Source organism: Actinomadura sp. NPDC048955, assembly GCF_040649435.1.
GTDB classification, from domain to species: Bacteria; Actinomycetota; Actinomycetes; order Streptosporangiales; family Streptosporangiaceae; genus Spirillospora; species Spirillospora luteofluorescens.
In genome coordinates, this window is record NZ_JBEZJI010000067.1 from 1 (window position 1) to 17,677 (window position 17,677).

At 71.9% G+C, this 17,677-nt stretch carries 18 protein-coding genes and 1 tRNA gene; 13 read left to right on the forward strand and 6 right to left on the reverse strand.

Going from position 1 to position 17,677, the window contains the following annotated elements:
* Window positions 1-156 precede the first annotated feature (156 nt).
* Window positions 157-1,416, forward strand: a complete 1,260-nt coding sequence (serS, locus tag AB0C84_RS38590; protein WP_179845088.1) for a serine--tRNA ligase — start codon at window positions 157-159, stop codon at window positions 1,414-1,416.
* Between the two features lie 133 nt (window positions 1,417-1,549).
* Window positions 1,550-2,353 (forward strand): Cof-type HAD-IIB family hydrolase, encoded by an 804-nt coding sequence (locus AB0C84_RS38595; protein ID WP_258940185.1) that lies wholly within the window; start codon window positions 1,550-1,552, stop codon window positions 2,351-2,353.
* A gap of 42 nt (window positions 2,354-2,395) precedes the next feature.
* Here the strand turns inward: AB0C84_RS38595 and AB0C84_RS38600 are convergent, their stop codons facing one another.
* Window positions 2,396-2,935: a bacterial proteasome activator family protein gene (locus AB0C84_RS38600; RefSeq protein WP_361075907.1), complete on the reverse strand. Its 540-nt coding sequence runs from the start codon at window positions 2,933-2,935 to the stop codon at window positions 2,396-2,398.
* Between the two features lie 13 nt (window positions 2,936-2,948).
* On the reverse strand, window positions 2,949-3,905 hold the full coding sequence (locus AB0C84_RS38605; protein WP_361075910.1) for an NAD(P)H-quinone oxidoreductase: 957 nt from the start codon (window positions 3,903-3,905) through the stop codon (window positions 2,949-2,951).
* Between the two features lie 172 nt (window positions 3,906-4,077).
* Between AB0C84_RS38605 and AB0C84_RS38610 the strand changes: the two genes are divergently transcribed.
* From AB0C84_RS38610 to AB0C84_RS38630, 5 genes are all read left to right on the forward strand, one after another.
* Window positions 4,078-6,522 carry an AAA family ATPase gene (locus tag AB0C84_RS38610; RefSeq protein WP_361075913.1) on the forward strand — a complete coding sequence of 815 codons (2,445 nt, stop codon included), beginning with the start codon at window positions 4,078-4,080 and terminating at the stop codon, window positions 6,520-6,522.
* A 21-nt stretch (window positions 6,523-6,543) separates the two neighbouring features.
* On the forward strand, window positions 6,544-6,912 hold the full coding sequence (locus AB0C84_RS38615; protein WP_258940183.1) for a signal peptidase I: 369 nt from the start codon (window positions 6,544-6,546) through the stop codon (window positions 6,910-6,912).
* A 76-nt stretch (window positions 6,913-6,988) separates the two neighbouring features.
* Window positions 6,989-7,077 (forward strand) — tRNA-Ser (locus tag AB0C84_RS38620).
* 209 nt (window positions 7,078-7,286) lie between these two features.
* On the forward strand, window positions 7,287-9,443 hold the full coding sequence (locus AB0C84_RS38625) for a hypothetical protein (protein ID WP_361075916.1): 2,157 nt from the start codon (window positions 7,287-7,289) through the stop codon (window positions 9,441-9,443).
* A 109-nt stretch (window positions 9,444-9,552) separates the two neighbouring features.
* Window positions 9,553-9,717 (forward strand): hypothetical protein, encoded by a 165-nt coding sequence (locus AB0C84_RS38630; RefSeq protein WP_179845082.1) that lies wholly within the window; start codon window positions 9,553-9,555, stop codon window positions 9,715-9,717.
* Between the two features lie 3 nt (window positions 9,718-9,720).
* Here the strand turns inward: AB0C84_RS38630 and AB0C84_RS38635 are convergent, their stop codons facing one another.
* Entirely contained in the window at window positions 9,721-10,443 is a 723-nt protein-coding gene (locus AB0C84_RS38635; protein ID WP_361075919.1) for a M15 family metallopeptidase, read from the reverse strand.
* Window positions 10,444-10,624: 181 nt separating this feature from the next.
* Between AB0C84_RS38635 and AB0C84_RS38640 the strand changes: the two genes are divergently transcribed.
* A complete protein-coding gene (locus AB0C84_RS38640; RefSeq protein ID WP_258940180.1) occupies window positions 10,625-11,047 on the forward strand; it encodes a hypothetical protein in 423 nt (140 codons plus the stop codon).
* A gap of 35 nt (window positions 11,048-11,082) precedes the next feature.
* Here AB0C84_RS38640 and AB0C84_RS38645 read toward each other — a convergent pair whose 3' ends face one another.
* The gene (locus tag AB0C84_RS38645; RefSeq protein WP_179845079.1) at window positions 11,083-11,544 is read right to left on the reverse strand and encodes a MarR family transcriptional regulator; all 462 of its coding nucleotides are present in this window, start codon (window positions 11,542-11,544) and stop codon (window positions 11,083-11,085) included.
* A gap of 164 nt (window positions 11,545-11,708) precedes the next feature.
* Here AB0C84_RS38645 and AB0C84_RS38650 point away from each other — a divergent pair, with 164 nt between their 5' ends.
* The 4 genes from AB0C84_RS38650 to AB0C84_RS38665 all read left to right on the forward strand — a co-directional run bounded on the left by AB0C84_RS38650 (window position 11,709) and on the right by AB0C84_RS38665 (window position 15,074).
* Entirely contained in the window at window positions 11,709-12,719 is a 1,011-nt protein-coding gene (locus AB0C84_RS38650) for a pirin family protein (protein WP_179845078.1), read from the forward strand.
* 294 nt (window positions 12,720-13,013) lie between these two features.
* A complete protein-coding gene (locus AB0C84_RS38655; protein WP_179845077.1) occupies window positions 13,014-14,207 on the forward strand; it encodes an ATP-binding protein in 1,194 nt (397 codons plus the stop codon).
* 276 nt (window positions 14,208-14,483) lie between these two features.
* Window positions 14,484-14,723, forward strand: coding sequence for a hypothetical protein (locus tag AB0C84_RS38660; protein WP_361075924.1), 240 nt, complete (start codon window positions 14,484-14,486; stop codon window positions 14,721-14,723).
* A gap of 111 nt (window positions 14,724-14,834) precedes the next feature.
* A complete protein-coding gene (locus tag AB0C84_RS38665) occupies window positions 14,835-15,074 on the forward strand; it encodes a hypothetical protein (RefSeq protein WP_361075927.1) in 240 nt (79 codons plus the stop codon).
* A gap of 9 nt (window positions 15,075-15,083) precedes the next feature.
* Here the strand turns inward: AB0C84_RS38665 and AB0C84_RS38670 are convergent, their stop codons facing one another.
* Window positions 15,084-15,929 carry a MauE/DoxX family redox-associated membrane protein gene (locus AB0C84_RS38670; protein ID WP_179845074.1) on the reverse strand — a complete coding sequence of 282 codons (846 nt, stop codon included), beginning with the start codon at window positions 15,927-15,929 and terminating at the stop codon, window positions 15,084-15,086.
* A complete protein-coding gene (locus AB0C84_RS38675) occupies window positions 15,923-16,879 on the reverse strand; it encodes a hypothetical protein (protein ID WP_361075930.1) in 957 nt (318 codons plus the stop codon). The genes AB0C84_RS38670 and AB0C84_RS38675 overlap by 7 nt, the downstream gene beginning before the upstream one ends.
* Window positions 16,880-17,139: 260 nt before the next feature.
* Here AB0C84_RS38675 and AB0C84_RS38680 point away from each other — a divergent pair, with 260 nt between their 5' ends.
* Window positions 17,140-17,619, forward strand: a complete 480-nt coding sequence (locus tag AB0C84_RS38680) for a SigE family RNA polymerase sigma factor (RefSeq protein WP_179845073.1) — start codon at window positions 17,140-17,142, stop codon at window positions 17,617-17,619.
* The last annotated feature ends 58 nt before the right edge of the window (window positions 17,620-17,677 follow it).

The following is a 17,677-nucleotide window of genomic DNA, read 5'->3' on the forward strand; positions in this document are numbered from 1 at the left end:
TGCACCTCTACAACCATCACCGCGGACACACCGCACTGGCAGGACAACCACCCTCCAGCCGAGTCACCAACCTGTCAGGGCAGTACAGCTAGCGGCGTCCGCGAACCGCCGATACTCGCGCGCGGACGGGGGTGCCGGGCCGGTAGCCTCGGGTCTGTGATTGACCTGCGAGCTCTTCGAGAGGATCCCGAGCGGCTGCGCGCCTCGCAGCGCGCCCGCGGTGAGGATGACGGCGTCGTCGACCGGCTGCTCGACCTGGACGGGAGGCGCCGCTCCGCGCTGACCTCGTTCGAGCAGCTCAGGGCGGAGCAGAAGAGTTTCGGCAAGTCGGTGTCCAAGGCGCAGGGCGACGAGCGGCAGGCGCTGCTGGCCCGCGCCAAGGAGCTGGCGCAGCAGGTGAAGGAGCGCGAGGCGGAGGCCGACCGCCTCGGCGGGGAGCTCGACGCGCTGCTCAAGGGCGTCCCGAACATCATCGAGGAGGGCGCCCCGCCCGGCGGCGAGCAGGACTTCGTCGTCCTGGAGCACGTCGGCGAGCCCACCGCGTTCGACTTCGAGCCGAAGGACCACCTGGAGCTCGGCGAGAGCCTCGGCGCCATCGACATGGAGCGCGGCGCGAAGGTGTCGGGCGCGCGGTTCTACTACCTGACGGGCGTGGGCGCGCGGCTCCAGTACGCGCTGCTGAACCTCGCCATGGAGCAGGCCGTCGCGAGCGGGTTCGTGCCGATGTACCCGCCGGTCCTGGTGAAGCCGGAGGCGATGGAGGGCACCGGGTTCCTCGGCGCCCACGCCGCCGAGGTGTACCAGCTCTCGCAGGAGGAGCTGTACCTGGTCGGGACGTCGGAGGTGCCGCTCGCCGCGTTCCACATGAACGAGATCGTCGACGAGCTGCCGCGGCGGTACGTGGCGTGGTCGTCCTGCTTCCGCCGCGAGGCCGGCTCCTACGGCAAGGACACGCGCGGCATCATCCGCGTCCACCAGTTCGACAAGGTGGAGATGTTCTCCTACTGCGACCCGGCCGACTCCCACGCCGAGCACCTGCGGCTGCTGGAATGGGAGAAGGAGATGCTCGCCAAGGTCGAGATCCCGTACCGGGTGATCGACGTGGCGGCGGGCGACCTCGGCGCCAGCGCGGCCCGCAAGTACGACTGCGAGGCGTGGGTGCCGACGCAGAACACCTACCGCGAGGTCACCTCGACGTCGAACTGCACCGAGTTCCAGGCGCGGCGCCTGGCGGTGCGGCACCGCGACGCCGACGGCAGGAACCAGCCGGTGGCGACGCTGAACGGGACGCTGGCGACGACGCGCTGGATGGTCGCGATCCTGGAGAACCACCAGCAGGCCGACGGTTCGGTGCGCGTCCCGAAGGCGCTGCAGAAGTTCCTCGGCCTGGAGGTCCTGGAGCCGGTCAAGCGCTGAACGTGCGTGGAGCGGGGCCCGTCCCGGCCCGGGTCGGGCCCCGCCCGCGTCTCGGGGGCCCTGGGGCGATGCCGGGAGTCGGGCGTGTCATGCCCCTGGCCTAGGGTGTGTCCCATCTGCCCAGGAAGGTGACATGTCTGAGTCCTCGCCGCGTGTGATCGCCACCGACCTCGACGGCACGATCGTGCGCTCCGACGGCACGATCTCCGCCCGGACCGTCGCCGCCCTCGCCCGGGTCGAGCGGTCCGGGGCGATGCTCGTCATGGTCACCGGGCGGCCGCCGCGCTGGATGACGGAGATCGCCGCGGCCGTCGAGCACCGCGGCGTCGCGATCTGCGCCAACGGCGCCGTCCTCTACGACCTGCACACCGAGACCGTCCTGCGGGCCAACGAGATCGCGCCGGACGTGCTCGCCGAGGTGATCGGGCGGCTGCGCGGCACCGTGCCCGAGCTGCGCTTCGCGGTGGAGTATCCGACCGGGTTCGTGTTCGAGGCCAGCTACGACCTCGGCCGGTGGGACGCGGCGGCGCTCGGCGGCCGCCCCGTCGACGACGCCGAACTGGTCAGCCGGGGCGGAACCAAGCTGCTCGCGTTCCATCCGGCCGCCGACCCCGACGCCCTGTCGGCGAAGGCGGTCCAGGCCGTCGGCGACCTCGTGACCGTGACGCACTCCTCCGGGCGCGGGCTGCTGGAGATGAGCGCGCTCGGCGTCACCAAGGCCAGCGCCCTGGCGGCCCTGTGCGCCGAGCAGGGCGTCACGGCGCGGGACGTCACCGCGTTCGGCGACATGCCCAACGACCTGCCCATGCTGGCCTGGGCGGGCACGTCCTACGGGGTCGCGAACGCGCACCCGCTCGTGCTGGCCGCCGTGTCGCACAAGACGTCCCGCAACGACGACGACGGCGTGGCCGAGGTCCTGGAACGACTCTTCCCGTAGCGCGGCCGCACCCGCTGCGGGGTGCGGCCGGAGTCGCGCGTCCTACAGATAGGGGCCGGACGAGCGCGGCCCGGGCTTCGGGTCGTCCTCGACGCCGGGGGGCATCATTCCCGCGGGCAGGGCGCGCCGCATCTGCTCCAGCTGCGCCCGCGCCGCCATCTGCTGGGCGAACAGGGTCGTCTGGATGCCGTGGAACAGGCCCTCCAGCCAGCCGACGAGCTGCGCCTGCGCGATCCGCAGCTCCGACTCGCTCGGCACCGTGCCCTCGGTGAACGGCAGCGACAGCCGCTCCAGCTCCGCGACCAGCTCGGGCGCGAGGCCGTCCTCCAGCTCCTTGATGGACGACTGGTGGATCTCCCGCAGCCGGGCCCGGCTCGCCTCGTCCAGGGGCGCGGCCTTGACCTCCTCCAGCAGCTGCCGGATCATCCCGCCGATCCGCATGACCTTCGCCGGCTGCTCGACCATCTCGGTCACCGACTTGCCCTCGGACTCGCCGTCGCCGCCGCCCTCGACGGCGATGCCGTTCGGGCCCAGGACGAGCACCTGGGGCTCTTCCGACTGCTTCTTCGAAGCCTCGCTCATAAACTCCACATCCTCACACGGTCAGCAGGATCTTGCCGACGTGACCGCCTTCTTCCATCAACTCGTGCGCGCGCGACGCCTCCGCCATCGGGATCCGCCGGTCGACGACCGTCCGGATCCGTCCCGACTCCAGGAGCGGCCACACATGCTCCCGGACGCCGGCCACGATCCGCGCCTTCTCCTCCAACGGACGGGCCCGCAAAGTCGTGGCGTGCACCAGCGCCCGCTTGCGCAGCAGCATGCCGATGTCGAGCTCCGCCTTCGCGCCGCCCTGGAGCCCGATCACCATCAGCCGCCCGCCGGTGGCGAGGGCGTCCACGTTGCGCGCCAGGTACTTGGCGCCGATGAGGTCGAGGATCACGTCGTAGGGGCCGCTCTCGACGAAGTCGTCCTCGCGGTAGTTCACCGCGACGTCCGCGCCCAGCTCCCGGCACCGTGCGGCCTTCTCCGGGCTGCCCACCGTCGTCACCACACGCGCCCCGCGCGCCTTGGCGAGCTGGATGGCGAACGTCCCGATGCCGCTGCCCCCGCCGTGGACGAGCAGCGTCTCGCCCTCGCGCAGGCCGGCCAGCATGACCACGTTCGACCACACGGTGCAGGCGACCTCCGGGAGCCCGGCGGCCTCCACGACGTCCACGCCGCGCGGCACCGGCAGCACCTGCGAGGCGGGGACCGCGACCCGTTCGGCGTAGCCTCCGCCGCTGAGCAGCGCGCACACCTCGTCGCCGACGTCCGGCCCGGTCACGCCCTCGCCCAGCTCGGCGATCCGGCCGGAGACCTCGAGGCCCGGGTACGGGGGAGCGTCCTGCGGCGGGGGATAGAAGCCCATCCGCTGCATGACGTCGGCGCGGTTGACGGCGCTCGCCGCCACGTCGATCAGCACCTCGCCCGGCTTCGGCGCCGGATCCGGCACCGGCCTCCAGTCCAGGACGCCGGCGTCGCCCGGCTCGCGGATCACGATCGCATGCATACCGGTCACGCTACCGGGCGCCTCCAAGACGTCCCCGGCCCCCGCCCAGCCGTCCCGCAAGGCCGATCTACGCGCGGGATGCCCGGTATTGACGCACCGGTATCCTGCGTGGGGGTCTTTTTGCCCGCCTGCACCGTGTGGATCATCAGAGGCGTGCCCGAGGGGGAAAACGGTGGCGAGGAACGAGCACGACGGGCGCTCACTGGAGGAGCGGCTGGCCTCTCTGGACGCGATGAGCGACGACGCGAAGGGACCGTCCCCCGCCCCCGAGGGCGCGCAGCCGCCGCAGGGGCCCGAGGAGCAGGAGAACGCGCCGCCCGCCCCCGCCGAACCGAAGGCCGAGCAGCCCGGCCAGGACGCCGAACCCTGGCTCGCCGCGCCCCCCGCCTACCAGGGCTCCCAGGACGACTTCGGCCCGCCGCCCTACGAGGGCGGCCCCATGCCCCAGCCGTTCGACGGTGGAATGCTCCCGCCCCCGTACGCCGCGGGCGGCTACCAGCCGCAGCCGTCCCCGTACGACGCCAACGGCAGCGCGGCCCCGCCCCTCGACCAGCTGCCGCCCTACCCGGCCGACCCGTTCGGCCCTCAGGACCAGCCGGGCCAGGCCTACCAGCCCGTCGACCCCGCGACGGGCCAGCCCTACCCGCAGGACACCGACGACTCTGGCCGCCCGTACGTCCCCGTCGACCCGGCCACGGGCCGCCCTCTCGCCTCCGACCCGAACGCGCCTGGTCAGCAGTTCCCGCCCGTGGACCCGACCACCGGCCAGCCGTACCCGCCGGCCGACCCCGGCATGGGCCAGCCGTTCGCCCCGGACCCGAATGCCGCGGGTCAGCAGTTCCCGCCGGTCGACCCGAGCACCGGTCAGCCCTTCCAGCCGGGCCCGCCCGCGCCCGGCCAGCCGTATCCCCCGATGGACCCCGGCATGGGCCAGCCCTACGCGCCGGACCCGAACATGGGCCAGCCCGTCCCGTTCGGCCCGGCCCCCGAGGGCCAGCAGCTCCCGCCGAACGACCCGAACACCGGCCAGCCCTACGCGCCCGACCCGAACGCGGGCGGTCCGCTCTTCCCGCAGGCAGACCCGAACACCGGTCAGCCGTACGCGACTGACCCCAACATGGGCGGTCCGCTCTTCCCGCAGGCAGACCCGAACGCCGCTCAGCCGTACGCGACTGACCCGAACGCGGGCGGCCCGCTCTTCCCGCAGGTCGACCCGAACACCGGTCAGCCCTACGCGCCCGACCCCAACGCCGCGGGTCAGCCCGTCTCCTTCGGCCCGGCCCCCGAGGGGCAGCAGTTCCCGCCGATGGACCCGAACACCGGTCAGCCTTACGCGCCCGACCCGAACGCCGGCCGGCCTTACGCGCATGACCCGAACGCCGGTCTGCCGTTCCAGCCGGGCCCGCCCGCGCCCGGCCAGCCGTATCCCCCGATGGACCCCGGCATGGGCCAGCCCTACGCGCCGGACCCGAACGCGGCCGCCCAGCCGTACCCGCCGGTCGACCCGAACACCGGACAGCCTTACGCTCCCCCCGTCGACCCCAACACCGGGCAGCCCTACCAGTTGCAGGGCTACGGGTACCCGGCCGGGCCGCCGCAGGTGGAGGGGCAGTACCCGCAGGCGCCCGGCCAGATGATGCAGCCGGGCCACCCCGCTCCGCCCCAGCAGCAGGGGCAGCAGAGCGCCGACAGCCTCAGCTCCGAGAACCTGCTCGGCGAGCGTCGCATCGCGCCCTCGTCCGGCTGGCGGCGCGCCGTCTACAAGGCCACCGCGGGCGGCATCCACCCGGGCGAGTCGCAGACCGACCTGCGCCGCAAGGACCTGATCGCGCGGGCGCGCACCGCCGTCGCGGGCGGGCACCACCGGGTGGCCGTCATGTCGCTGAAGGGCGGCGTCGGCAAGACGACCACGACCACCGGGCTCGGCTCGATGCTGGGGTCGCTGCGCGGCGACCGCGTCATCGCGGTGGACGCGAACCCCGACCGCGGGACGCTGTCGGACAAGGTCAGGCTGGAGACCGCCGCGACCGTCCGCGACCTGCTCAACAACCGCGACCAGATCCACCGGTACGCCGACGTCCGCGCGTTCACCTCGCAGAACGAGGCGCGCCTGGAGATCCTCGCGTCCGACCGCGACCCGGCGGTCAGCGAGGCGTTCAGCGCCGAGGACTACGCGGCCGTCGCCGTCGTCCTGGAGCAGTACTACTCGGTCTGCATCACCGACTGCGGCACCGGGCTGCTGCACTCGGCGATGGCGGGCGTGCTGAGCCTGGCCGACCAGCTCGTCCTGGTCAGCTCCCCGTCGGTGGACGGCGCCCGGTCCGCGAGCGCGACCCTCGACTGGCTGGAGGCGCACGACCACGGCCACCTGGTCCGCAACGGCGTCGTCGTCCTGTCGATGGTCCGCAACCGCACCCGCAGCCAGGTCGACCTGGACAAGCTCCAGGCCCACTTCGAGAGCCGCTGCCGCGCCGTGGTCCGCATCCCCTACGACGACCACCTGGAGGAGGGCGCCGAGGTCGAACTGGAGCAGCTCGCCCCCGCGACCCGCGAGGCGTACCTGACGCTCGCCGCCGTGGTGGGCGACGGTTTCGCCTTCCAGCGCCCGCAGTCCTGAGCTGGGCTACCGTTGCCATCTGTGACGGACGACGACGGTGTGTACGTGGGGAGGGCGGCGCCTGACGCGGCCGCCGACCGCGGCTGGCTGCTCGGGCACTTCAAGACGCCCGGCGACCTGCGGCACAGCGCCGAGGTCGAGATCAAGTGGGGCGTGCACACGAAGGGCGAGCGGCGCGCCGCGTGGACGGACGGCGAGAAGCGCACCGCCCTGCTCGTGCTGATCAGCGGCCGTTTCCGGCTGGAGTTCCCCGGCCGCGTCGTCGTCCTCGCCGAGCAGGGCGACTACGTGGTGTGGGGCCGCGGCGTCGACCACTCGTGGGAGGCCGAGGAGGAGTCGGTGGTGCTCACGGTCCGCTGGCCGTCCATCCCCGGCTACCGCGTCCCCTAGGGGGTCGCGTTATGCGGTCGAACGCAGCCGCCCCGGCCCGCTATCGTGGGCGATGACCACCGCGAGGCGGTCACCTGGAGAGTTCGCATAGTGGACTAGTGCAGGCGCCTTGAAAGCGCCCAGGGCTGGGGACAGTCCTCGTGGGTTCGAATCCCACACTCTCCGCCCAGGCAGCGGCGGTGTCAGCGGTCACATGGTCGAGCCGGGTCGACGGCTCGCTCCCGCTCGCCGAGGGCCTTCGGCGGCACCGGGTTCGGCGGGACGAAGCTCACTCCGGGGCGCGACGGGTCGGCAGGGCGAAGAGAGCCTTGAAACTGGAGGACATGGGGCAGATCGGTCTGCCAGCCTGATGAGCCGATCATGGAGGAGACCCTGTGCCGGATGGCGATGAGGCGTCGTTTCTCGGAGAGTTCAGTCAACGGCTGCGCAGTGGCGACCTCGGTGTCGTGTGCGATGCGTTGAGCGACTACCAGCAGGCGCAGGCGGACACCCGGTGGGGAGTGGACAACCCTTACTGGCCACTGAACAACGAGGTGCTCTTCGTCGCCCGCGACCTTCTGGACCGGTCGTCCACGCTCGACGACGAGAACCGGCATCGGGCGCTCTCCTGGTCGCTCACCGCGGTGTGGCACCTCGGTGAAGACGAGGACGCCGACCGGATCGCCGAGATTCTGGAAACCACCTCTGACCCCGGGCTGCGGGAGGAGGGGCTGATGGCCGCGTCCACCGCTCTCGGGGACGCGGAGGAGCCGAACCCTCGCCTCCTGGCGGCCGTCCGCGCGATCGCCCTCGACGAGAGCCTGGACGCACGGGATCGCGGCTCCGCGATCCATGCCCTGGGCGAACTCGACATGCCCGAGGTGGACGCCCTCTTCCTCCGCCTTACCGAATCCGGTGACCTCAAGGTCCAGGTCAGCGCGGCGGGGCAACTGATATCGCCCAAGAAGGTCCGTGTGCACCGGGAGTTGCTCCAGCGACTCGTCGACTCCTGGCCGGAGGACGCGGGCCCCTTCTCCAGGGACGTTCGTGATGCGCTCGTGGGCTTCCACAGCACGTACTGGAAGGACGCCCACCTGGACGATCCGGCCCTTCGGAACGCTCACGACGAGCTGCGGTTCCCGTTGACCGACGAGACGTGCCTGGAGGCGTTCACCACGCTGCTGCGCAGCGACGACCCGGTCGCCGTGGGCATCGCGCTCGACCACTACGAGCACTGGGAGGGGCTGCGGCACGTCCTGGACGACTCCGACCTGGCGGACGCCTACCTGCCCGAGGTGCTGGAGCGCGCCCGCGAGGTGCTCCGTCGCCCGATCTCGCCCGCCGAGGTGAGCGCGCTGAACATGATCGGAACGCGGCACGCGGAACCGGGCGACACCGACCTGCTGGTGGACATCCTCGGCCGGACGGATTCCGACACCGTGCGGTACAGGGCCGTCTGGGCGGCGTCCGGGCTCCTCGACGGGGCCGAGTCCGCTGACGCGCGGCTCGTCGAGGCCGTGAGCGGTGTGATCTTCGACCCGTCCTCCCAGGGGACCAGGGAGGCGGCGATCCGGATCCTTGCCGACCGGCTCGGTGCGGGCGCCGACGACGTCCTTCTGCGTGCGATCCGCGAGGGGGAGCCGGACGTGCAGGTGCACGCGGTCTCCCACCTGGTGAAGACCGGCGGCCTGGACCGCCACCGTGCGGTCATGGAAGACCTGGCGGAAAGCTGGGAGGAGCGTCCACCGGCGCACTTCTGGGGTCAGAACCCCGTCGACCTGGTCTTCGGGAAGCCGCACAGCGTTCACTGGGAGGGGCACCGGTTGCGGGACCCGGCCCTGCGTCGCGCGCACAGAAGGCTGCGCCTCCCCACGGCGGACGAGTCGTACCACGACGCCATGCGCACGATGCTCGGAAGCGGTGACGTGGCCGCCGTCGGCATCGCCCTGGACCATTGGTGGGACTCGGAAGGCGCCCTCGCGCGAGGTGGTGAAGAGGCACGGCAACCGGCGAGGGCGCTCGTCCTCACCTTGATTCAGGAGATCTTGCGGCGGCCGCCGTCCCCACCCGAACTCAGCCGCGAGTACGGTCCCCTCGCGGCCCACCTCACCGCCCTGTCCGCGCTGGGGGTCGCCGCGAAGGACGACCTGTCCGTGCTCGCCGACTCGCTCAAGTGCGCCGACTCGCTCCGCGGCCAGGTCCTCGACACCGTGAGCGACGTGCTCCGGTCCGTCGGCCGCTCCCACCCCCGGCTCGTCCAAGCCCTTGGGGACGTCGTGTGCGACGAAGCCGTCCCGATGAGCGAGCGCGGTCAGGCCGTGTATCTGCTGGGGGAGTTTCGGAGCGGCAACTCCGTCGATGTGCTCCTGAGTGCGGCCCGCCGCCCCGAGCTGGAGATCCAGGCGGCCGCGGCCCTGGTCCTCGCACGGGACGAGACGTTCGCGGAGCACCGTCCGATGATCCAGGCCCTCGCCGTGAGCTGGCCCGAGGAGGACGTCCCGACCGAAGTCATCGAAGTGCGCGAGCTGCTCGAAGACTCGGACGAAGAGTAGGGCTCGGGCTCCTCGGCCCCCACCACCTGATGGTCGTCGCGGCCGGCTCGGGTTGCTCTCGTGGTGAAATCGCCCGACTCGGGCGGAAGGGTTCGTTACCCTCTTCGGCATGTCGCAGACACCGCAGGATCCTGCAGGCACGACGCACCAGTTCCAGAACTTCGCCAGCCAGTCGCAGCCGGAGAAGACCGGCCCGAACATCGGCCTGATCGTCGGCATCGTCGCCGTGGTGGCCGTCGTCGCGATCCTCGTGATCGCGCTGATGATGATGTGACGCTCAGCGGCCCGAACTGGAGAAGTGCTGGTAGTCGCGGGCGCCGCTCCAGGTGCCGCCCCAGCTCCAGCCGATCGAGGCGAACGCCTTGACGACCTTGTCGCCGGCGTGGATGACGCCCGGGTCGTCGTTCTTGCGGTTCTTGTACTTGACGCAGTCCTTGTGCGCGACGCGCCCGTCCGCGTAGACGTACGGGTTCTGGCACGGGTTGATGTCGACCGCGAGGCCGTAGGCGTGGTTGGAGAACGAGCTCGACCCGGTCGCCTGGCGGCAGTTGAACGCCGAGGTGTTGTTCGCCTCGATCGAGTCGAAGTCGCTGCCCTTGTACTTGTCGACCGGCTCCATGCGCTCGATGGGGTAGCGCATGGCGTACAGCTTCCGGAACACCTTGACCAGGTCGCCGGCCGCCTTGGCGTTGACGACGAGCCGCCCGCCGGTGTGCGGCTTGTCGTCCATCCCCCAGTAGGTCATCTCGATCATCCGGAGCCCGGACGGCGACACGGGGCAGCCGCGGCGCCACGAGTGCTCGAGGTCCCCGGCCGTCACCTTCTTGATCGTGGACTGGAAGCCCTGCCTGCTCGGGGACGGCGACGGGCTGCTCGGAGCGGACGCGGCCGGCGGGGTCGCCGGAGGCGCCGACTCGCCCGTGTCGTCGCCGCCGCGGCCACATCCGGCCGCGGCGAGCAGCACGGCCAGCAGCGTGGCGAGGAAAGTCGCGGTTCCCATGGCCCCTCTACCTGGCATCTTTGCAGCATACGCAGGTCAGGGGGTGAGCGCGCCGGGCCGGGTATTCGCTACGGTGCGTTTGAAGGCGCGCCCGACGGAAAGGGCCGGGACGGACGGGCCGTGATCCTCAACCATCCGCCGGGCATGCCGCCCGGCGGGCGTCCGGCCCCAGGGAGCCGGGATGGCGGAACCTCAGGAGAGGGACCTTCCAAGCCTCGAAGACGAGATCTTCGCGGTCGCGCACAGCGTGGAGGTCGAGCAGGGGGCGCATGCGCAGCCCCTGCTGCAGACGGAGAGGGCGCAGGTCGCCGCGGAGCGCGCGCGTGCGTTCCTCGGCCGGGACGTCAAGGCGCTGGCGGCCGGCATGGCGGCGTTCGTCTTCGTCGACGCCGTGATGATGTACCCGCCGCTGATGATGAGCCGCCGGCCCAGCCTGCTGCCGCAGTTCGTGACGCTGCTCGTGCTGGCGTTCGGGCTCGGGGGCCTGCTCGCCTGGAAGGTCGGCGGGCGGTGGCGGACGTTCGGCATCGGGATGATGCTCGCCTGGGGCTTGCTGACCCTGCTGTCGGTCGGGTTCCTGACCGGCGTGACCGCCCCGCTTTAGGACGGGCCGCCCCGCTCTAGGACGGGCCGTCGAGCTTAGGACGGGCCGCCGAGGCGCTTGAGGACGAGGCCGAACGCGCGCCCGATGGCCTCCAGGTCCTGGGGCTCGACCACGTCGATGAAGAACGTCCGGACGACCTCGACGTGGTCGCGGGCGGCGCGGTCGAGCGCGGCGAAGCCCTCGTCGGTCAGGTGCGCGTAGACGCCGCGCTTGTCGTTCGGGCAGCTGTCCCGCTTGACCAGGCCCTTGGACTCCAGGCGGGAGCAGGTGTGGGAGAGCCGGCTGCGCGACTGGCTGGCGTTGTCGGCCAGTTCCGCCATCCGCAGCCGCCGGTCGGGCGCCTCCGACAGCCGGACGAGGATCTCGTACTCGGAGTTCGACAGCCCGTGCTTGGTCTTGAGATCGCGGTCCATGACCTCGGTGAGCCGGACGCTGCCGTCCACGTATGCCCGCCAATCGCGCTGCTGGGCGGCATCGAGCCAGCGAGGTTCGGTCATGGACCGAGTATAGACCATATATTGAAGATTCAACTAACTTTCGCTATCTTCAGCCTAGCAGGACGGGTGTCTCCGTCCGAGGGAATAGTTGAATCATCAACTAAGTTGCAGGGACCATGCACCGCCCGATCGCGGACGGGGCACCCCGGACGAGGGAGAACCCGATGCCCGCCGTGATGGCCGACCCGCTGACCCTGCCCCGCCTGCCGCTGCTGCCGCAGGAGGGCACCGACTGGCGCCGCGTCGCCAAGGTCGTGACCGCCCAGCGCCACCTCGAAGGCGAGGGATTCCAGGTCAGGCGCCCGTTCCCGGGTATCGACCTGTCCCTGGCCGACCCGTTCCTGCTCCTGGACCACATGGGCGCCGTCGAGTACGCGCCCGGCGAGGCCAAGGGCACGCCCTGGCATCCGCACCGGGGGTTCGAGACCGTCACCTACATCATCGACGGAGCGTTCCAGCACCAGGACACCACCGGTGGCGGCGGCCTCATCGCCGACGGCGGCACGCAGTGGATGACGGCCGCGTCCGGCATCCAGCACATCGAGCAGCCGCCGCCCGAGCTGGTCGCCAAGGGCGGCCTGTTCCACGGCGTCCAGCTATGGGTCAACCTGCCGCGCGCCCAGAAGTGGGTCCCGCCGCGCTATCAGGACATCGAGGCCCGCGACGTCAGGCTGCTCGCCGCCGACGACGGCTCGTCCCTCGTGCGCGTCATCGCGGGGTCGCTCGCCGGACACGACGGTCCGGGCGTCACCTACACGCCGATCAACTACCTGCACGCGACCGTCGCGCCCGGTGCGCGCCTGGCGCTGCCCTGGCCCCGCGACTTCAACGCGATGGTGTACGTCCTGTCGGGCCGCGGGACGGCCGGCGTCGAGGAGGTCGCGCTGGACGAGGGGCAGCTCGCGGTGTTCGCCGGCTCGCACCACAAGGGCGAGACGGACGGCCTCGTCGTCCGCGCCGCCGACGGCCAGCCGGCCGCGAGCGCCGCGGGCTGGGAGATCCTGATCCTCGGCGGCCTGCCGATCCGGGAGCCGATCGCCCGGTACGGGCCGTTCGTGATGAACACCCGTGACGAGATCATCCAGGCGTTCGAGGACTTCCAGGCCGGGCGCATGGGCACCGTCCCCGCCGAGAAGGTCCCCCACCGGTCCGCGGCGGACGAGCCCCTGGCCTGACCCGTCCGGACGTCGAACTCCCCGGTCGCGGGGGTGGTGCCCGCGGCCGGGGTCGTCTTCCGCGTTCGCGTGACGGGGGAGGGGGCATGCGCTACTGTGTTCGAATAGTCGAACAGAAGTTCGACCACCTTGTTCGAACGCGCTCGCCCGGGAGGCGACATGGTGGCGACCATGGCCACACGGGGGGCCGAGGGCTCCGCGCACCGCGGGCGACGGCGTGACCACGCGACACGCCGCGGCGTTCTCTACGCAAATCTACGTCCGCAGCTATATCGCCTCATAGAGTCCGAGAGCGTGGACCCCGTGCGCAACCCCTATGCCCCGGGCGCCGGGCAGCGCCCGCCCGAGCTGGCCGGCCGCGACCGCGAGCTGCGGCAGTTCGAGGTGGTGCTCGAACGCGTGGCCCGGGGCCGCCCCGAGCGCAGCATGATCGTCACCGGGCTGCGCGGGGTGGGCAAGACCGTGCTGCTCAACGCCTTCCGGTCGCAGGCGATCCAGCGGCTGTGGGGGACGGGGAAGATCGAGGCCCGTCCCGACCAGTCGATCCGCCGCCCGGTGGCGTCCGCGCTGCACCGGGCCGTCCGGGAGCTGGCGCCCCGGCATCGCGCGCCCGACCGCATCGAGGAGTTCCTCGGCGTGCTCAAGGCGTTCGCCCAGGCCGGCCCCGAGCCGTCCGGCAAGGCCAGTGCGCGGGCGCACCGCTGGCAGCCCGGCATCGACGTGCCCGCCGCGCGCGGCCGCGCCGACTCCGGCGACCTGGAGATCGACCTCACCGAGCTGTTCGTGGACGCCGCCTCCGTCGCGACCGACGTCGGCGTCGGCATCGCCCTGTTCGTCGACGAGATGCAGGACATCCCCGCCGACGACGTGTCCGCGCTGTGCGCCGCGTGCCACGAGCTGTCGCAGGTCGGCGGCCCGCTGATCGTGGTGGGCGCGGGCCTGCCGCACCTGCCGGCCGTCCTGTCGGCGAGCAAGTCCTACTCCGAGCGGCTCTTCCGGTACGCCCGCATCGACCGGCTCGACCGCGAGTCGGCCGACGTCGCGCTGCTGGCCCCCGCCGAGCGCGAGGACGTCACCTTCACCCAGGACGCCCTCGACGCGCTGTACGGCGCGGCCGACGGCTACCCCTACTTCGTCCAGGCGTACGCCAAGGTCGTCTGGGACGTCGCACCCGACAGCCCCATCACCGTCGACGACATCAAGGTCGCCGCGCCGGAGGCGGAGAGCGAGCTCGCCGTCGGCTTCTTCGGCAGCCGCTACGAGCGCGCCACCCCGGCCGAGCGCGACTACATGCGCGCCATGGCCATGCTCGGCGACGACCCGGTGCCCACCGCGTCCGTCGCCGACGAGCTGGGCCGCAAACCGTCCAGCCTGTCGCCCGCCCGCGACGGGCTCATCAAGAAGGGCCTCATCTACAGCGCCGAACGCGGCATGGTCGCGTTCACCGTCCCGCACTTCGGCAAGTTCCTCCGCTCCCAGCCTGCCTGACCTATCCGTCCATCGGGCTCTCTAGCGGCAGAGCTAGAGAGCGGTAGAAGGTCGCATCGAGGCGCCTCGTCGGGCGAATATCCGACTCTCTAGCGACAGGGATAGAGAGCCGTAGATTTCGCTCGTCCCTCCTCTGCCTTTCTCTAAGCATCTCTAGATCTTTTCTTAGAGAGCGCTAGAGAGTTGCAGAGAGGCGATCAGGTGTCGTCCGGGCGAGGTGGGTAGGAGCCCCGTCGCGCGCCCGGGACGGGCGCGGACGCCGACGTCGGGGGAGACATGGCAGACCGATTCCGAGGACAGGACCCGGACCACCAGCACGGCGGCCTGGACGAGTTCGCCGTCGAAGACGAGTTCGCCGCCGAGGAGGAGTACGGCGACCAGGACGAGATCTCCCTGCACGACGAGGAGGCGATGCAGCAGGAGCAGGGCGGCCTGCCCCCGCGTGCGGACGACCAGGCCACGGTCGACGTCTCCTCCTTCGACACGGACGAGGAGGAGCCGGAGGGCAGTTGGTGAACCGGCGCAGCCGATCAACCGGCGGCGTCCCGCGTGTTGTCTTCCCAGGTCAGTGGGGTAGGAGACCGGTGGCGACCCGCGGCGGGCATCTGGGCGATGCCAGGGGAAGACATGATGGTGCGACGCCGGCCCGGCGGCCGGGAGACCGACGACGAGTTCGCGGGCGAGGAGGAGATATCCGCCTCGATCCTCGGCTACGACGAGTCCGCGATGCGGCAGGACCAGGGCGGCCGCCCGCCGGAGACCGGGTCGGAGAACCAGTACATGACGCGGCTGCGCGACGTGCTGCACGCCCGCACCCGGCGCCTCCTGTTCCGCCACTCGCGCGGGGGCGCCGCCAGGCAGTTCTGACGCGACCGGCTACTGGACGCGTCCAAGACTCGGCCGGACGGGCGCGGAGGTCTCGGAAGCCACCACCGCCGACCGGACGTTCCCGTCCCGCTCGGAGGTCGGCACCGCGAACACGATCTCCACGTCCCGCTCGCTCACCCGCCCGGGGAAGGCCACGAACCGCCAGCAGCCCTCCCGCCACACGTCCAGCGGCACCGCGGTCTTGATCGTGTTCTCGTGCTCGGCCCACGCCGAGCTGTCGTACAGCCTCGCGTAGGTCTCCGGCATCGGGCTCTGCCGCCGCTCGCACGGGACGGCGGCGCGCGGGCGCCGGTGCCGGCCGGCCAGCTCCGCCAGCTCGGGGGACAGCGCCACGAACAGCGCGACCTCGACCGCGAACATCAACCCCACCTGCGCGGGGACGTCGCGCAGCACGTCCACGCCCGCGTGCGGCGCGCCGAGCGAGACGATCGCCGCGCAGGTGAACAGCATCGCCCGCAGCACGCTGCGCCGGTCCACCTTCTTGGCGCTCAGCGCGCCGAAACAGCCGCAACCCGCGTCCGGCCTGTGCACCCGGAGCTCGCCGACGACCCAGGTCGCGGCGGCGAACGCCACCGTCGTCGCCAGCCGCACCGACAGGTGCGAGGTCACCAGCAGCGCGAGGCCGAGCATGCCCTCGCCGATGCCGAGCCCGACCGTCATGCCCCGGTTGCGGCGCAGCGCCGACAGCCGCGCGAGCCTGGCCGGCACCGGGACGCCGTGCACGTGGTCCGGCGCGTCCGCCGCCCGCTCCCGCACCGTCAGCTTCGCCAGGCACGCCACCAGCAGCACCGCCGCCAGCAGGAGGACCTGCGTGTTCTGGATCGCCGTCACCACGGCCCCTCCATCCCCCGCGGCCCGCCCGGCCGCACGGTCGCGTTGAAGCAGCCGGCCGCCAGGTCGCCGCCGAGCCCGGCGAAGGCGGCCGGGGTCAGCTCGACGATCCGCCCCCGCGGCGACGCGTCGCACTCCACGCACCGGTCGCAGAACCGCGCCGCCGTGCAGCCGCACTCGATCACCGGCACCGGCGCCGACCGCCCCGCGCAGTCGTTGCGGACGGTGATCTGGCTGCCGATCGACAGGTACGGCATCGGCGCGCATCCGGACGGTGCGTCGGCGCAGCCCCCGGCGTCCCCCTCGGGGTCGACCGCCGGGTAGGACGCCCCGTCCCGCCACTCCCCCTCCACGCCGCCGAACCAGGTCGCCGTCCCGCGCAGTTCCCGCGGCACCGGCGCGGCCGCCTCCGGCGCGGCGAGGTCGGCCACCCGGTAACCGGGCTGCGACGTGCCCGGACGCACCGCCTGCGGCCCCCCGGGGGTCCCCACGCAGATCACGTCGATCAGGTAGCCGGGCTCCAGGCGCGGATGCCGGACCAGCACCGGGCCGAGGACGGACGGCGGGATCACCACGTGGGCGCGCCCGCGGTGCGGCCCCATGTCCACCTCCACGGTGCCTCGCCCGCACGCGAGGATCGTCCCGCTGACCCGGCCGATGCCCACCCAGATCCGGTCGGCGCGGCCGCCGCGGGTCCGCCGGACCACTACGGACCGGCCCGGCCGCAGCGCGGCGGGGCCCCCGCGCCCGCCGTGCCAGATCGCCGTGTCCTCGCTCATCGCGATGCGGGTCTCGGCCCCCCGCGCCCCCGCTTCGGCCACCACCAGCAGATGCGGGCTCGCGTCCAGCACCATGCCGCTCACCCCGGGGGCGGAGCGATCGGCCTCCCGACCTTCGGGGGCCGCGAACAGTGCCCGGCGGTGCGCCGCCCGGCGGAGATGGGTCGTCGGCATCGCGGCACTCCGGCATCGATCGTGACGTTCGGCAACAGCTGTTAGGACAGTGAGTCAAGAGTCACGCCCCGTGACCCGGCTGTCGACGGATTTGTCGCGATAAGTCAATGGGTGGAGGAAGTTTGATCTACCTCGGTAGAAGAATATGAACTGGTTGACCCGGATATGTTGTTCTAGTAGGCCCGTAATTACGCCGGGCATGCGATCGTCGTCATACCGGGAGTCGGCTCGGCTCCCCAACCCCTGGTCCGGTGGTGGGTGTGAACGCGACGCGGCACGACGAGTTCCGCGCATACGTGGTGGAACGCGGCCCCGTCCTGCTCAGGGCCGCCACCCAGCTCACCAGCGACCGCGCCGAGGCCGAGGACCTCCTCCAGGCCGCCCTGGCCAAGACCTACCTCGCCTGGGACCGCATCGAGGACCGCTCCGCCCTGGACGGCTACGTCCGCCGCGCCATGGTCAACACCCAGATCTCCTGGTGGCGCCGCCGCAAGCTGGAGATCTACCCCACCGACCAGCTCCCCGACCGCCCCGTCGAGGACCACACCGACCGCAGCGAGATGCGCGACGCCCTGGGCCGCGCCCTCAGGCGCCTCCCCGAACGCCAGCGCCTGGCCGTCATGCTCCGCTACTACGAGGACATGTCCGAACGCGAGATCGCCGAAGTCCTGGGCGTCAGCGTGGGCACGGTCAAATCCACCGTCTCAAGAGCCATGACCCGCCTCCGAGAGCTGTACTAGCCCAGGGGGCGACCCCCTGGAACCCCCGTCACGAGCCGGGCATGCGCGTTGCGCTCCT